This window comes from Geobacter sp. DSM 9736 (assembly GCF_900187405.1).
Lineage (GTDB): Bacteria > Desulfobacterota > Desulfuromonadia > Geobacterales > Geobacteraceae > DSM-9736.
The window spans coordinates 948022-963783 of record NZ_LT896716.1; the positions used below are offsets into that span (position 1 = coordinate 948022).

At 54.6% G+C, this 15762-nt stretch carries 14 protein-coding genes; all 14 read left to right on the top strand.

Features of this window, described 5'->3' with window-relative positions; translation table 11 throughout:
* The first annotated feature begins 38 nt into the window (after positions 1–38).
* The 14 genes from CFB04_RS04520 (at position 39) to CFB04_RS04585 (ending at position 15151) form a co-directional block, all read left to right on the top strand.
* Entirely contained in the window at positions 39–569 is a 531-nt protein-coding gene (locus CFB04_RS04520; protein WP_088534165.1) for an iron transporter, read from the top strand.
* A 70-nt stretch (positions 570–639) separates the two neighbouring features.
* Complete coding sequence (locus CFB04_RS04525) at positions 640–2094, top strand: Fe-S-containing protein (protein ID WP_088534166.1); 1455 nt, start codon at positions 640–642, stop codon at positions 2092–2094.
* A gap of 4 nt (positions 2095–2098) precedes the next feature.
* Entirely contained in the window at positions 2099–3400 is a 1302-nt protein-coding gene (locus CFB04_RS04530; protein ID WP_088534167.1) for an ABC transporter permease, read from the top strand.
* The gene (locus CFB04_RS04535) at positions 3387–4553 is read left to right on the top strand and encodes an ABC transporter permease (protein WP_197692571.1); all 1167 of its coding nucleotides are present in this window, start codon (positions 3387–3389) and stop codon (positions 4551–4553) included. The genes CFB04_RS04530 and CFB04_RS04535 overlap by 14 nt, the downstream gene beginning before the upstream one ends.
* Before the next feature lie 38 nt (positions 4554–4591).
* Positions 4592–5242 carry an ABC transporter ATP-binding protein gene (locus CFB04_RS04540; RefSeq protein WP_088534169.1) on the top strand — a complete coding sequence of 217 codons (651 nt, stop codon included), beginning with the start codon at positions 4592–4594 and terminating at the stop codon, positions 5240–5242.
* Complete coding sequence (locus tag CFB04_RS04545; RefSeq protein WP_088534170.1) at positions 5239–5733, top strand: TlpA disulfide reductase family protein; 495 nt, start codon at positions 5239–5241, stop codon at positions 5731–5733. Before CFB04_RS04540 ends, CFB04_RS04545 begins: the two co-directional genes overlap by 4 nt.
* 52 nt (positions 5734–5785) lie before the next feature.
* A complete protein-coding gene (locus CFB04_RS04550) occupies positions 5786–6235 on the top strand; it encodes a cytochrome C (RefSeq protein ID WP_231934371.1) in 450 nt (149 codons plus the stop codon).
* Between the two features lie 167 nt (positions 6236–6402).
* Positions 6403–6885, top strand: a complete 483-nt coding sequence (locus CFB04_RS04555) for a nitrous oxide reductase accessory protein NosL (protein ID WP_088534171.1) — start codon at positions 6403–6405, stop codon at positions 6883–6885.
* 137 nt (positions 6886–7022) lie between these two features.
* Positions 7023–7826 carry a transporter gene (locus CFB04_RS04560; RefSeq protein WP_231934372.1) on the top strand — a complete coding sequence of 268 codons (804 nt, stop codon included), beginning with the start codon at positions 7023–7025 and terminating at the stop codon, positions 7824–7826.
* Between the two features lie 614 nt (positions 7827–8440).
* The gene (locus CFB04_RS04565) at positions 8441–9739 is read left to right on the top strand and encodes a TolC family protein (protein ID WP_088534172.1); all 1299 of its coding nucleotides are present in this window, start codon (positions 8441–8443) and stop codon (positions 9737–9739) included.
* A complete protein-coding gene (locus tag CFB04_RS04570) occupies positions 9736–10986 on the top strand; it encodes an efflux RND transporter periplasmic adaptor subunit (RefSeq protein WP_088534173.1) in 1251 nt (416 codons plus the stop codon). The genes CFB04_RS04565 and CFB04_RS04570 overlap by 4 nt, the downstream gene beginning before the upstream one ends.
* A 14-nt stretch (positions 10987–11000) precedes the next feature.
* Positions 11001–14102 (top strand): efflux RND transporter permease subunit, encoded by a 3102-nt coding sequence (locus CFB04_RS04575; protein WP_088534174.1) that lies wholly within the window; start codon positions 11001–11003, stop codon positions 14100–14102.
* A gap of 32 nt (positions 14103–14134) precedes the next feature.
* Entirely contained in the window at positions 14135–14476 is a 342-nt protein-coding gene (locus CFB04_RS04580) for a P-II family nitrogen regulator (protein ID WP_088534175.1), read from the top strand.
* Between the two features lie 81 nt (positions 14477–14557).
* Entirely contained in the window at positions 14558–15151 is a 594-nt protein-coding gene (locus CFB04_RS04585) for a hypothetical protein (protein ID WP_231934373.1), read from the top strand.
* Positions 15152–15762 lie beyond the last annotated feature (611 nt).

Genomic DNA, 15762 nt, shown 5'->3' on the forward strand with positions numbered 1-15762 from the left:
CGGAACCTGAACCAAAAACGCAAACGGAGGAAGTCAGAATGAAGAAGCTGATCGTATTTTGCGCAATTCTGGGCCTTTTGATGGCCAACGGGGCCATGGCTTATGAGGAAAAAATCAAAGAGTATCCGATAGATGTTGAAAAGATCGTCAACCGGATGAAGATCGCCGCCGTCTACCTGAAACCGATAGACATGGAACCAAGGGGTTCGGACCTGGCCGCATCCCAGGCCGATATCCATCTGGAGGCGGATATCCATGCCGCGCCTGGCAACCTGAACGGGTTCGGCGCCGGTGAGTGGATCCCCTACCTGACGGTCAGCTATAAGGTGGAAAACCTGGACACCGGCGCCAAGAAGGAAGGCAAGTTCATGACGATGGTGGCCAAGGACGGCCCCCATTACGGCAGCAACATCAAGATGATGGGGCCCGGGAACTACAAAGTTTCCTATACAATTGAACCACCAATCAAGCAGGGCTTTGGTCGCCATACCGATACCGCCACCGGCGTCGGCAAGTGGTTCCAGCCCTTTACCGTGGACTTCAAATTCAAGTATGTACCACTCAAGTAGTGCGTAAGGAAATCCCTCTCGATCCCCCTTTCCATAAGGGGGACTTTATGCCGTTTTAACGGAGAAAAAGATGCTTGCGTACCTTGTGAATTTCACCCACAACTTTATCCCGTTGTCGCTGATAACAGGGATGCTGATCGTCCTTGTCACCCCTGAAGGCGGAAAAAGGGCTTATCGCTCCTTTTTTATCGCCATTACCTGCGGACTTCTGGCCGGTTTCATCTGCCAGCCGATCGCCCTACGTTATGAGATGGCTACGGCAGTCCACACCGCCCTCCACGGCGTCGCGCTCATCGCAGCCTTACTCAGCGCGTCGCTGGTCGTGCTTTCTGGGGGGCGACCGCGGAAATGGCAAGGTTTGACACTAGGAGCAGCGCTGTTCTTCACCGCATCGCTGGCCGCCACGTCGGCTTGGGCCTTTTCAGTCTTCGTCACCGAACAATCTTTCACCAGCAGTTCAGTTCTGAACACGGAAGTCATCCTGAACGTGGGTGGGATTCTGGCCGGATTGAGCTTCATTTCGTTCCTGGCCCCCCTGACGGTCTACATGTGCGCCCGGAACCGGAGCCGGACTGTAATCGCAGTCCTGCTGTTCGTGACCGCGCTTTTCGTTTCGCGCTGGTCCTCTGACCTTCTGCTGGGAATGATGCGCCTGGAGATGATCGAGCTGACCAGCACCAGAGTGTCGATCGTCGCCAAGAGTGGCAAGTATTCCGCCCTTTTCTCCTACATTCACCTGCTCTTGATCGCGCTTATGTCCCTGGCTTGTTTTTTGAAGCGGTCGCGGATCTCCGCTGCCGAACTATCGGAAATGGAGCCGGCCGTGCGGAGGAAGAAGTGCAGCGTGGTGATGCTGGAGATGCGCTGGTTTCGGGGGGCTTTTGCCTCGCTTCTGCTTTTTCCGACCCTGCTTTTGTATCAAGACCTCTACGCATCGCGTCCACCCAAGATAACCAAGCCGCTCCATCTGCAGCCAGACGCCCAGGGACTAATCAAGGTAAAGCTCGAAGAGCTTTCCGACGGCAACCTGCATCGCTATGCCTACGTAACCGACGACGGCCATGTTGTGCGCTTCTTTATGATCAACCACTCCGGCGGAAAAAAAATCGGCGTTGTCTACGATGCCTGCATGCTCTGTGGAGATATGGGCTATCTCCAAGACAAGAATGAGGTCATCTGCATCGCATGCAACGTGCGGATCTTCATCCCCTCCATTGGCAAGGCCGGCGGATGCAACCCGATTCCTCTCACCCACGTGATCGAAGGGGGACAAGTATCGGTGAGCATGGCTGAACTGGACAAGGGGGCTAGGTACTTCTCCGAGGTTGTAAGCGTTAAGGTCAAGGACCCGGTGACCGGCAAGGAGATGATCAGCCGCGATGCACCCCAGCGGGACGACTACAAGGGGCGGACTTATTTCTTTGAGTCGACGGAGTCGCTTGAGAAATTCAGGGCCAACCCGGAGAAGTACATCGGCGCCAAGGAATCGCGCTACAACAGAACACAAGGCTTCCAGGGGGCATAAGACCATGTTTTTTCGCATGTTGAGACAATCATTTTTCCGTGGCTGGCGGAGAAAAGCACTGGCAACCGCCACTATAGTCCTCTCGGCCAGCCTGATCACCGCACTGATGAACATCTCCATCGATGTGGGAGACAAGATGTCACGGGAGATGAAGTCCTACGGGGCCAACATAAACGTTGTACCCAAAAGCGAGGCCATTCCACTGGAAATCGGCGGAGTGGATTACAACCCGCTCAAGGACCGGGTCTTCATCAACGAGGCGGACCTGCCGAAAATCAAGGAGATCTTCTGGCACAACAATATAGTAGGCTTCGCCCCCTTCCTGAAGACAGGAGTGATGATCGTCGGGCAGGAAAAAAAGCGGGTCAACATGATCGGCACCTGGTTCGACCGCCAGGTCCCCATCAACGGGGATAATGAGTACCGGACCGGCATAAAGCTGGTTTCCCCTTATTGGCAGGTACAGGGGGAATGGCCGGATGAACAGAGGGCACAAGAGAATCAAGTTCTGGTCGGCGCGCTCCTGGCCCGAGACCTGAACCTGAAGGTCGGCGACCGGATGACTGCCAGGACCAGCGACACCTCTGGAGAAGAGAAATTCACCGTCACAGGAATACTTACTACCGGCGGAGCCGAAGAGAACGCTCTGGTAGCGCCCCTGGCGACGGTTCAGCGCCTGGCCGGACTGGCCGGTAAGGTGCAGTCCGTAAGCGTCAGCGCACTGACCGTCCCCGAGGACCGGCTGTCGCGCAAGGCCCGGTACAGTTCCGACAGCCTGGATTCTGCGGAATACGACATCTGGTACTGCACCGCCTATGTCAGCTCTATATCCCTGCAGATCGAGGAGGCGATCCCGAACGTCACCTCCCGCCCGATATGGCAGGTGGCAGCCGGTGAAGGAGCGGTGGTCAACAAGATCCAGCTGTTGATGATCGTGGTGACGATCGCCGCCTTCATCGCCTCCGGCCTGGGGATCTCGTCCCTGATGGTTACTACCATAATGGAACGGGCACGGGAAATCGGCCTGATGAAGGCGCTCGGGGCGGCAAACTGGGAAGTGTACCTGCTGTTTTTAAGCGAATCGGCGGTGGTCGGCGTCGTGGGGGGGCTGCTGGGATGCATTGCCGGGGCCGGTTTGTCACAGCTCATTGGTCTGTCCATATTCAGCTCCACCGTGGCCTTCAGCCCGATCGTCGTCCCGGTTAACATCGTCATTTCTGTACTGATCGCTCTTTCCGGCTCGCTCATGCCCTCCCGGCTGATAACGAAACTCTATCCAGCGGAGGTGCTCCATGGCAGGAGATAAACGACCCGATACTACCCAGACCACTATGTTCCTGCGTATCCTGTTCAAGTCTCTCAAGGTCCGCAAGAACCGGGTGTTCATAACCTTTTTTTCGATCATGATCGGCGCGTCGATCATTACCGCCTTGGCCAGCGTCTACTTCGACATTTCCGCAAAGATGAGCCGGGAACTGCGGGCCTATGGGGCGAACTTCTTCGTTGGACCCTCCGCCGCCAGTGGGGAGCGGAGCGTTGAAAGCGCGGTCATCGACAAGGCTATTGCCATGGTGCCAACCGATAAGCTGACCGGCGCTACCCCTTACAGCTACGGGGTGGTGCGGCTGGACCTGGGCAATGCAGTGCTGGCCGGGGTGGATTTCGTTGGCCTGAAAAGGCTCTCCCCATACTGGCAGGTGGAGGGAAAATGGATAACGGTTGATTTCGACGAGGACTCCTGCATGATCGGCAAAACCCTGGCCAAGAAAATGGAGCTGAAGGTCGACGACTCGGTTAACGTGATCAGGAACGAGACCGGCTTCCAGAAGTCCCTCACTGTCAAGGGGATTGCCGAGACAGGGCAGGCCGAGGACGAGCAGATATTCGTCAACCTGTCCCTGGCCGACAGGATTCTGGGAAGCAACGGGCGGGTCAACCACGCCATGCTGAGCATCGTCACCGAGGGTACTGACATCGACGGCCTTGCATCACGGATGCAGCAGGACCTGCCGGGGCTGGACGCCAAGCCGATCCGCAAGCTTTCCTATTCAGAGGGCCGGATCCTTGACAAGATCAAGGGACTGATGGCGATCATCGCGGTGATAATCCTCACTGTCACCACTCTGTGTGTCATGACGACTTTAATTACCGTGGTCTCGGAGCGGACCCGGGAGATAGGCCTGATGAAAGCCATCGGCGCCGAGGACCGGGAAATTGTTACCCAGTTCCTGGCAGAAACACTGATCATCGGTCTGGCAGGAGTGGCAGCGGGTCTTGTTGCCGGGTTCGCACTCGCCCAGGTGTTGGGACACGCAGTCTTCGGGTCGGCAATTGCATTCCGCATGATCGTGCTACCGATGACGCTGGTCCCCTCGATCCTGGCTTCCTTGCTGGCGGCGGCCCTGCCGGTAAGGATGGCGGTGGGGATCGTGCCTGCCAAGGTGCTGAAGGAAGAATAATTAAGCTTGAGTTTATCAATAGGCTAAGGAGAAGAATAATGTCAAAGATAGTTCTAGAAACAAAAGGGCTGACCAAACGCTACGGCAGCGTCATCCCATTGGACAGCATCGACATGCAGGTACGCGAGGGGGAGTGGGTGTCAATCATGGGGCCGTCCGGTTCGGGAAAGACAACGATGCTGAACCTCCTTTCCTGTCTGGATGCCCCCAGCGAAGGGGAGTACATCCTGGATGGGGTCGCAACCGCCACGCTGTCCGAGAAGCAGCGCGTGGCGGTGCGGCGCGAAAAGATTGGCCTGATCTTCCAGCAGTTTCACCTGGTCCCGTACCTGACGGCGCTGGAAAACGTCATGCTGGCCCAGTACTACCACAGCATGATCGACAGCAAGGATGCGGAACAGGCCCTGGTCCACGTGGGTCTCGGCCACCGGATCGGGCATCTCCCCTCCCAGCTTTCCGGCGGCGAGCAGCAACGGGTCTGCATCGCCAGGGCGTTGATCAATCAGCCCGCCATCATCCTGGCAGACGAACCCACCGGCAACCTGGACGAGGCGAATGAGGGGGTTGTTCTCGAACTCTTCAAGGAGCTTCACCGGGAAGGTAGGACGATCATCATGGTGACCCATAACCCGGAGCTTGCCGAGTTCGCGGATCGGGTGGTGCTGCTCCACCACGGGAGGCTCGCGTGAGACGGCCGGTCCCGGCAATTTTTGCACTCCTCCTCTGCGGGGCGCTCTTTTCCGGCTGCGCAAAGGAAGAGTCGTGGAAGATCGGTGCAAAGGCCCCCGAAATGAGCGTCCTCGACCTGAACGACAGGACGGTTAAACTTTCAGATTACCGGGGAAAGCCGGTGGTCGTAAGGTTCTGGGCTACCGGCTGCCAGGCGTGCGTTGCCGCCATGCCGAAGCTGGACGAGCTCAGTAAAAAGTACCGGGACAAGGGCGCTGCGGTGCTCGCAGTCAACATGGGAAATCCGAAGGCGCTCGTGGAGGTCTTTGCGAAGGGGCTTAAGCTATCTTATCCTGTCTTTCTCGATCCTGCCTTGATAGCTGCGAATAAATACCGCGTAAAGTCTGTGCCGACTACCTTTTTTATCGACAGGAAGGGGATTGCAATAAAGGTTGTCGTAGGTGACGTTTCGAAGGAGGTGTTCGAGCAAACGGTGTCAGAACTGCTATAGCGATACCAGGTGAGATGACTGTTAGATCAAAACAACCCTATAGGAGGTTCAAGTGAAAAAGTTATATGCAATATTGGGTATTACAATGTTGATGTCAGTTGCTGCAAATGCGCAGGAAACAACTTGGAGCGGCAACATCAGGGATATCGTAGAGAGAAAGTGCAATTCCTGCCACGGTGCTGAGTCTGCGCCCGAGTACCAGTTGTTCAAGAGGGAGAAGGACACGTGGCTGGCCAAAGGACAGGGAATGCGCATGGACAGCTATAGCCACCTGGTGTCCTTTGTCGGCTGGCCGAATACCGGAGCGCTTATGAGGAGACTCGACGACGGGAAGAGCTCAAAGGAGGGTAAAGCCGGCAATATGCACCAGTACCTCGGGGCGACAGAAGAGGAGCGACAAAAGAACCTGACCATCTTCAAGGCGTGGGTCGGCAATTGGTCGCTCAAGCGCTGGCCCGATTCGACGAAGGAAGAGCTCAACGGCATCAAGGTCAAGTACTGAAATGTTCCATCTGTACCTAGCTCCCTGCAGAAGAAAATCCATCTTCTGTCGTCCTCAATAAACCGTAGTGAAACTGCTTGCTGCCTGGCCTGCTACACCTCAGGCCAACATGCTTGGGACTACGAATGGCTTGTATAACAACCTGAGTTTTCCCGTGTGGAGCTGTCATGTTGAAATCTGCAATTTCTGTTGTTGGCTTTGTAGTGCTGGCTGTTGCCGTCACATGTGCTTTTGGCCTGGCGACTCCCAGGGACCTGAAGATTCATCCCCAGTGCCTGCATTGCGGCATGAGCCGCAAAGAGTGTGCTCACACCCGTATTTCGGTTGAATACAGGGACGGGACAAAAGGGGGGGAGTGCAGCCTGCGCTGCCTTGTCGCTACTTTCATGGAGCAGCCTGGGAGGGAGCCGAAAAAAATTCTGGCCTCCGATTATAATGATAAAACCCTTGCTCAGGCGGAAAAGAGCTGGTGGGTCCGCTACGACAATGCCGTTGAATGCCGGGGAAGCAAGGTGATGCTCGCCTTCCGGTCCGAGGAGGGAGCAGATAAGTTCATCGCTTCCTTTGGCGGAAGGAAGCTTAGTTTTGATGAGGCGCTTAAAATAACCTACTTCGAGATTGAAGAAGGGCGGCTTTCCGGTAAGGAATGATGCCCGGCACTCCCTCTTGGCTTTTGGCAGTCGACCGGCAGACGGCATTAGGACAGACCATTGGATAGAGACAAATAAATTCAAGTCTTTTTTCAAATTGTCGAAACCAGTTTTATTATCTCTATTTCGGGGGCAAAATGTTTTTTTTTCGATTATTGCCTGTCTTTCTGGCCATGTTCTTCATATGGAAACCGGTGCTTGCTGAGGAGACGAAGAAGATCCAGGACAACTCTTTCCTGCTGGAAGAGGCGTATAACCAGGAGGACGGAGTAATACAGCACATTCAGGCTTTTCAGTACATGAAGGGGGCTAAATGGGCATATACCTTCACTCAGGAATGGCCGGTCCCCAAGCAGACGCACCAGCTTTCCTATACTATCCCGATCTCGCGGATGGAAGCGCCTGACCGTAAATCAGGGCTGGGTGATATCCTCATCAACTACCGCTATCAAGCTGTCATGAAAGGTAATATCGCCGCAAGTCCCCGGTTCTCCATTGTTCTTCCGACTGGCAATTACAAAAAGGGACTCGGTACCGGCACCGTTGGTTATCAGGTCAATGTGCCGGTAAGCGTAGAATTGAGTGACAAGTTCGTGACTCACTGGAACCTGGGATGGACGTTTACGCCTCAGGCAAAAAACGAGGCAGGAGAAAAAGCCGACACCCTCGCCACCAACTACGGCGCAAGCCTGATCTACCTTGCGACGGAGAACGTCAACCTGATGCTTGAGGCGGCGGGCAGCGCCGGCCAAGCCGTAGCGGGGCAGGGAGTCACGGAACCGGAAAACAGCTTTTTTATCAATCCCGGAATGAGGTTTGCCATCAATTGCGCCTCAGGCCTGCAAATTGTACCTGGGGTTTCCTTTCCGATCGGTATTGGACCATCGAAAGGTGAATACGGGGTGCTCACGTACCTCTCTTTTGAACATCCGTTTTTTTGATGGTTGCAGGCTGTTCTCGTGGCCTATGTAAATCAGGTGCACGGGCTGCCTGGTAACAAGACAACTGCTTGACTTTTTCCTAGCCTTCCTGATAGAGTTGTTGCAACTATCCTGTTAATGAAATTGGGCATGAGACAAACATTTTTCTGTAAATTCATATCTTTTGTCATGGCGGTCGTGCTCTTCGCGATTTCCGTGACCGGTTTTTGCCGAAGTGCCGACTCTTTTGAATTATCCGCCGACTCCCACAACGCCCAGACCGGCAGTTATCTCAGTGCTATCGAGAAATCCTGCCCCTGCAGTTCTACTGACGAAAATGCCGTGCCTGATCATTGCGATTCCTCCTGCAACTGCCCCTGCCATGCTCCACTGTCTGGGCAGCCTGTCCAACTGATTAGCTCACAACTTGTTGCCCCACTTGAGTTCCACGAGAATTTCCAGTACCTACCCGAAGTCTTTCTTTCCAGATTCATTCCCCCGCAAAATCACGCCTGAATTGCATCGACGGGAGTAGTCTGTCCACACCTATGGACAACTTTATTTTCTCCTCGTCGTGTTGCGTCCAGAACAGTTTCAATCTCGAATCAAACAACTGAATATAGGAGGTAATCCCTTTGGCAACAACTGCATTTGCACGAGGAGCCTTGCTCCTTGTGCCGGGAATCGTATGTATTTTAACGTCAGCCCCCGTGCGGGCAGAGGAGCAAACGCTGCCACTGCCCCAGGTGATTGAGTATTCGCTGCAGAATAACGGCGATCTCAAGGCCTTTCGTGATGAAAAAGGCATCCGTGATGCCGGTAAGGTGAGAGCGGGACTTCTGCCGAATCCAACTCTTGATTTTGAAGCTGCTACGGGTGCCTTGACAGGCAGCAGCTCCGAGAGCGCCCTGTCCCTCGGGATATCTCAGGAATTCCTGCTGGCCGGGAAACGAGACAAGCGATTGGCCATCGCAGAACGTGAACTGGAGATCTACAGATGGCAGTTGGCGGACAGGGAGCGGGTGATTCGTGAAGAGGTGAAGAGCGCATTCTACGATGTACTTCTGGCCGAACAGCGGATAGCTTTGACAGACCGTTCCATCGCACTCAGCCGACAGCTCCTCGATATCACGAGGGAGCGGCTGGCGGCAGGGGACATTCCGGAGCTGGAGATGAATCTGGCAAAAGTCGAACTGGCACGGAGTGAGGGCGCCAGAATTGAAAATGCGAAGGCTCTTAACCAGAATCAGTCCAAGCTCCTGAACCTAATGAGCCTTCCGACCGAAAAGCAGTTCGCCATCTCGGGAAACCTCGACTCTGCGACCAATTTGACGAAAACTCTGGCAGACCTGAAACAGCTTGCGCATGGTGAGCGCCCCGACGTGAAGGCGCTGGAGGCCGAGAAACGTAGGGGGGAAGCCGATAGCATCCTGGCTGAGGCCGAGGGGGTACCCAACCTGACGGCCGGGCTGGCAGTCAACCGCGAGGCGACCTCCATTGAAGTCGGTGGAATAGAGGCCAAGGATAAGGATTACATTATAGGCTTAAGGCTTTCAATGCCCATTCCTGTGTTCGACAGAAACCAGGCAGGCGTCCAGGAGGCCCGGGCTAAACGAAGCAGCGCCGAAAGCCGCTTGCTGGCTACCCGCAGGAATGTTAACCGGGAAGTCGAAACGGCCTACGCCAGCTACCTGAACAGTGAAAAAATCCTGTCCATGTACAAGGCAGATATAATCCCCCAGCTTGAAGAAAATCTGAAACTTACCCAGGATGCCTACAGCCTTGGAGAGGTCGGCATTCTGGCAGTCATTCAGGAACAGAAGAAATTCTTCGAGGTCAGCGACGGCTACCTGACGGCGCTCCATGCCCGGCAGCTGGCACTCGTAAAACTCGAATCAGCAGTGGCGACAGAACTTACCGGAGGTGCGCAGTGAACAAGAAAGCAATCATCATCGGACTCATCCTGGCCCTGGCTCTCGGGGGCGGCGTTGCCTACCGGCTGACCCACTCCACCACCGGGGGCGGAGAAAAAGCCGAACATAACGAAGCCGGACATAAGGACGAAAAAGAGGGTCACGACGAGGGCAAGGAAAAGAAGGAAGGGCATGAAGGGCATGACGAGCACGGCGAGGAGAAACTCGTCAAGATGTCTGCCGAAGTTCAGAAGCAGAGCGGCGTGGTTGTTGCCCCGGCCAAAAAGCAGCGCCTTGCCGGCGTCATCAGCGCCACCGGCAAAGTGGAGGCAAATGCCGACCGAATCGCGCATGTTTCGCCCCGGATTTCCGGCAAGATCGTCAGCGTCAAGGCTTCCCTCGGCGACGCCGTCTCCGCCGGACAGCAGCTGGCGACCCTCGACAGCGTCGAACTCGGCGAGGCTCTGAGCCGCTACCACCAGTCGAAGACGAAGCTGGCCCTGGCCCAGTCCAACATGGACAGGATCAAGACCCTTGTGGAGAAGAAGATCGCGCCGCGCAAGGAGATCCTCCAGGCCGAGACCGATTACAAGACCGCACAGACGGAACTGCATACAGACGAAGAGCGTTTATTGTTGTATGGGGTTTCTGCCTCTGACCTTAAAGCAGACAGAAAACCACTCCTGCCCGTGCGCTCCCCCATCGGTGGTATCATCACCGAGAAACACGCCATTGTCGGTGAACTCTCAGATCCTTCCAAGAGCCTCTACACTGTGGCCGATCTCTCGTCGGTCTGGGTGCTGGTGGACATTCACGAAAAGGACCTGGCAAAAGTCCGGCGGGGCCAGCCTGCTACGGTTGTCGTTGGCGCATTTCCCGATCAGAAATTCCGTGGCCGGATTACCTATCTAGCCGATCTGGTTGACGAGGCTACCCGAACGGTCAAAGCACGGGTAGAGGTTGCCAATCCTGGACGCAAGCTGAAACCCGAGATGTTTGCCACCGTCGAGCTTGCAATAGCGTCAGATTCGCCGCCCGTCCTGGCAGTACCCGAAGATGCCGTGCAGGAACTGGACGGCAAGAAGCTGATCTTTGTCGCCGAGAAGGAGACCGAGTTCGAGCCGAGGGCCGTAGAGCTGGGGCGTGCTTCGGGCGGCATGGTGGAAGTGGTTTCCGGACTCAAGGAAGGTGAACGCTTCGCCGTCAAGGGCGCGTTCACACTGAAGTCGGAACTGAAGAAGGGTGAACTTGAGGGGCACGAACACTGAGGAGATAACCACCCATGCTAGAAAAACTCATTGCATACACATTGAAGCAGAAAGGGATGGTCATCTTCTTCGCGCTGGTGATCGTTGTTTTCGGCTTTTACTCTTACATCAAGCTGCCAATTGACGCCTTCCCGGATGTGACAAACATCCAGGTGGAGGTGGTCAGCCATGCCGACGGCCTGTCGGCGGTGGAAATCGAACGGAACGTCACGTACCCCATAGAAATGGCAATGCGCGGCCTGCCGGATATCGAGCAACTCCGGTCGGTGACCAAGTTCGGTCTCTCTATCGTCACCGTAGTCTTCAAGGACAACGTGGACATCTACTTCGCCCGCCAGCTGGTTTTCGAACGCCTGGCCGAGGCACGGGAAAAGGTGCCGAATGGTGTTCAGGTTTCGATGGGCCCCATTGGCACTGCTATGGGGGAAATCTACCAGTACACCCTGGAAGGGAAAGTCCCCCAGGACCCGGAGCAGAAACGCGCCTACCTGACCAACCTGCGCACCATGCAGGAATGGATCATCACCCCCCAGCTGAAGAGCGTCGCCGGGGTGAACGAAATCAACTCCTTCGGTGGCTATTTTAAGCAGTACCAGGTTCTGGTGTCACCGGAGAAACTGGTGAAATTCGGTGTTACCGTGGATGACGTCTATAATGCCATTGGTAGCAACAACAGTAACGTCGGCGGCAATGTGCTGGAACGGGGGACGGACCAATACATTGTGCGTAGCGTCGGCCTGATCCAGTCGATCAGCGATATCGAATCAATTGTCCTCAAGTCTCAGGGGGGTACTCCGACCTACCTGCGGGATGTAGCCCAGGTTAAGGTAGGCGAGGCGGTGCGTATGGGGGCTGCCACCAAGAACTCGGAAGAGGCGGTCGGCGGCATCGTCATGATGCTGCGGGGCGAAAACAGCCGCGAGGTGGTAAAGCGGGTCGCTGCGAAGGTCAAGGAGATCAACGAGAGCAATATGCTGCCGGATGGGGTCAAGATGGTCCCCTATTACGATCGGAGCGATATAGTCAAGGCCAGCGTCGGCACAGTCAACAAGGCGCTCATCGAAGGCTCGATACTGGTGCTGATCGTATTGTACCTGCTCCTGAACAGCATCCGCGGGAGTATTGTGGTGCTCCTGGCGCTGCCTCTGTCGCTGCTGACAACCTTCATCGTCATGAAGCTGACCGGCATCACCGCCAACCTTATGTCTCTCGGCGGCCTTGCCATCTCCATCGGCATGATCATTGACACCACCATAATCCAGGTGGAGAACGTCCAGCGCCACCTGAGCGAAGAGGGGCATCTGCACCCCAAGCTCACCACGGTGCTCAGGGCGGTCATGGAGGTGCGCAAGCCGAGCATCTTCGGCGAGTTGATCATTGCCCTCACCTTTATCCCGATCCTGACCCTGGAGGGGATCGAAGGAAAAATGTTCGGCCCGCTGGCGATTACGGTGGCCATCGCGCTGCTCTCCTCTCTGCTCCTTTCCATCTTCATAATTCCGGTTCTTTGCAGTCTGTTTCTCAAGCCGGAGCAGGAAAAAGACAGCAGAATCATGGCATATGCGAAAAGCCAGTATTTGCCGATGCTGGAGTACGCGCTGAATAGAAAAAAAGCGGTTCTCGGCGTTGCCGGGGGATTGCTGGTCGTCTCGCTGTTCCTGGTGACGAGGCTGGGGTCGGAGTTTATCCCGATCATGGATGAAGGGTCGTTCGACATGGATATCGCCATGCTCCCCGGCGTCTCCCTGGCCAAGGCCATGGAAGTCAACCAGCAGGCTGCCGCGAAGCTGAAGAAGTTCGACGAACTGGATGTTGTCGTCGGCCGCACCGGACAGACCGGTGTCGCGCTTGATACCCGCGGCGTGGACAAAACCGGCTATGTGGGAGTCTTTAAACCGAAGGACGAATGGAAACGGGATATCTCCAAGGAAGAGCTGACAAACGAAATGCGCGAGGCGCTGGAGACCATCCCTGGGATCAGCTTCGGCTTCAGCCAGCCGATCCAGTGCCGCATCGACGAGTTGGTGGCGGGAACCCGGGCGCAGTTGATCGTCAAGCTGTTCGGCGATGATCTGGATGTTTTGCGTGATAAGTCAGCGGAAATTGCCAAGGTTCTCTCCACAGTCAGGGGTGGGACAGATTTGAATACGGAAAAAGTTTCGGGGCAACCCTATCTTACTGTCACCATCGACCGGGCAAAAATCGCACGCTATGGTCTGAATATCAGTGACGTGCAGAATGTCATCGAAGTAGCGGTGGCCGGCAAGGCGGCCTCTACCTTCTATGAAGTCAACCGTGGCTTCGATATTACTGTCCGGCTGCCGGAGGAAAAAAGAAACTCTCTCGAAACCATTAGGAACCTGCTGATTACCACAAAATCGGGGATGAACATCCCGCTCGAACAATTGGCCGAGGTGAAGATGGTGGAAGGCCCGGTGCAAATCAGCCGTCAGGACGGCGTGAGAAGGATCGGCATTGAGATGAACGTAACTGGCCGGGACATGGGAAGTTTTGTGGCGGAAGCAAAACAGAAGATCAAGGAGCAGGTCCAACTGCCAGCGGGGTATTATCTCACCTGGGGCGGCCAATTCGAAAACCAGCAGCGGGCCATGAACAAACTGATGATCATCGGCCCGATAGCCATCGGCATGATCCTGCTGCTGCTCTACGTGACCTTCCGGTCGATCCGGCTGGCCCTGCTGGTCATATCCAACCTGCCGTTCGCCCTGATTGGAGGTATTTTCTCCCTTTTTCTCTCTGGGCAGTATCTCTCTGTCCCGGCGTCGGTCGGCTTTATCGTTCTGTTCGGTGTAGCGGTCCTCAACGGCCTGGTGCTGGTCTCCCGCATCTCCCAGCTGCGGGATGAGGGGCTTGAACTCGGGGAGGCAATCCGGAAGGGGGCCGTCGACCGGTTGCGGCCGGTGCTGATGACTGCGTCTATCGCCATCTTCAGCCTGATGCCGATGCTTCTTGCCTCAGGCACAGGTTCTGAGATCCAGAAGCCGCTGGCAACGGTCGTTGTGGGCGGTTTGATTACCTCGACACTGCTTACCCTGCTGCTGATTCCGGCGGTGTACGGCTGGTTTGAGAAGAGGAAGGTTGAAGCGGAAATGTAGGTGCCTGTCAGACTAAATAAAGGAGAAAATATATGAAAGAAATAAAGGCGATAATAAGACCATTTAAGTTGTTGGAAGTGACGGAGGAGCTTCAACGAATTGCAGGATTGCCCGGCGTGACCATATCAGAAATTAAGGGATTCGGCAAAGGCAGGGCAAAGAACGCCGAGGATAAGGTAACTTATGAGATGGTTGAATTCATCCCGCGGATTCAACTCGAAGTCGTTGTCGATGACGAGATGGTAGCTGAAGTCGTCAACGTAATTCAGAAATATGCTCATACCGGGAATACCGGTGACGGAAAGATCTTCGTGTCGACTATTGATGACGTAATAAAGATCAGAACCAATGAAAGAGGAAGCACTGCGATTTAGCGTTTCAATAATTGGCTAGCTGTCCGACAGCGGAATCGAGAATTTTGGGCGAAACGACAGTATGAATTAAGGAGAAAATCAATGAAGTTAATAAACAACCTGTTGTTGATTATTGTAGCTGTCTCACTGACAATAAGCGGCTGCGCAGAAAGTTCGGCATTGATCAGGAAATCGAGTGCCAGCATTCGTAACGATATCTTTCAGGAATTGGCAAACGGGGGACAGGTTCCGGCAGGTTATGCTGATTTGCGCATCACCTCTTCTCTTAAAACCCATAAGCCCGGAATCTATTCCGCAAACGATATCCACGGGACGCCTGACTACAAGTTGCTGCTGAACATCGGCGGGCAGGCAATTCAGTTGCAGGGCAAACTGCGTGAGGAAAACAGCGAATCCCAGGGGCTTCGTGATCCCGAGGCTGGCGACGGGGTCAGATACGAATTCACGTCCAATCTGCGCCTGAAGGCTGGAACCTATAAAGTTGTCATTGCCGTTCCTGCCGATGACATTGCTATGGAGCAAGAAATTACTTTACGTGAAGGGAGCAACAATCTTGTGCTTGAACCGGTTTACAGGGCAACCTTAGGAAAGCGGCGGCTGGGCTTCTACGGATCGACAAGCTTTACTGAAGGCATTAAATGGTTCCGCGCGGTTCTGAACGGACAACCCTTGTAACGACCATTGAGATAAGGTCCTGAGTATGACGTTAAAAGGCTCAAACAGCAGATGATTTGCACTAAGGAACGATGATAATGTCAAGAGATGCCCGAGTTGTGAAAAGAGGCGGTGGGGAGATAGGATTGGCAACAAAATCGCTTATAAGGAAGCGGCCTGCAGATAGTAACTTTAGGCTGGGACGTCCTGCGCCGAGTTTTCTAACCTAACAAAGCTATGAATTCAGCAGTTATCAAATATGTAATACTATTGATGATGGTGAGCTATTGTCTGCTAATCTCCATGCAAGCCTTTGCCCAAGTGCGTTTGCATGGTAATTCATCAGAAAATAGTCAAATACATTGTAAAACGGTAGAAAGCGAAGGAGAGGATTGTCCCTGTAACAATGATCAACACGAGGAATGTGATGCTGTTTGTACATGCTGTCACATTTCTACATCACTGCCGGAAAATGTAAATTTCAATTCCTCGCGAATCGCGGCCATTTTTTTGCCTGTTGAGCCGTTGTTTGTGATGCCCCAAGTCTATATCCCGATCTTTGTCCCTCCTCAGAACCGCTCCTGAACGTAAACGTCATGCTTGTAGTCTGTTGTCTCACTGTGACAGTATTT

Excerpts from the sequence above, each read along its gene's own strand:
- CFB04_RS04520 (WP_088534165.1), top strand. The coding sequence starts at position 39 with ATGAAGAAGCTGATCGTATTTTGCGCAATTCTGGGCCTTTTGATGGCC.
- CFB04_RS04560 (WP_231934372.1), top strand. The coding sequence starts at position 7,023 with ATGTTTTTTTTTCGATTATTGCCTGTCTTTCTGGCCATGTTCTTCATA.
- CFB04_RS04580 (WP_088534175.1), top strand. The coding sequence starts at position 14,135 with ATGAAAGAAATAAAGGCGATAATAAGACCATTTAAGTTGTTGGAAGTG.
- CFB04_RS04540 (WP_088534169.1), top strand. The coding sequence starts at position 4,592 with ATGTCAAAGATAGTTCTAGAAACAAAAGGGCTGACCAAACGCTACGGC.
- CFB04_RS04525 (WP_088534166.1), top strand. The coding sequence starts at position 640 with ATGCTTGCGTACCTTGTGAATTTCACCCACAACTTTATCCCGTTGTCG.
- CFB04_RS04535 (WP_197692571.1), top strand. The coding sequence starts at position 3,387 with ATGGCAGGAGATAAACGACCCGATACTACCCAGACCACTATGTTCCTG.
- CFB04_RS04530 (WP_088534167.1), top strand. The coding sequence starts at position 2,099 with ATGTTTTTTCGCATGTTGAGACAATCATTTTTCCGTGGCTGGCGGAGA.
- CFB04_RS04555 (WP_088534171.1), top strand. The coding sequence starts at position 6,403 with ATGTTGAAATCTGCAATTTCTGTTGTTGGCTTTGTAGTGCTGGCTGTT.
- CFB04_RS04575 (WP_088534174.1), top strand. The coding sequence starts at position 11,001 with ATGCTAGAAAAACTCATTGCATACACATTGAAGCAGAAAGGGATGGTC.
- CFB04_RS04585 (WP_231934373.1), top strand. The coding sequence starts at position 14,558 with ATGAAGTTAATAAACAACCTGTTGTTGATTATTGTAGCTGTCTCACTG.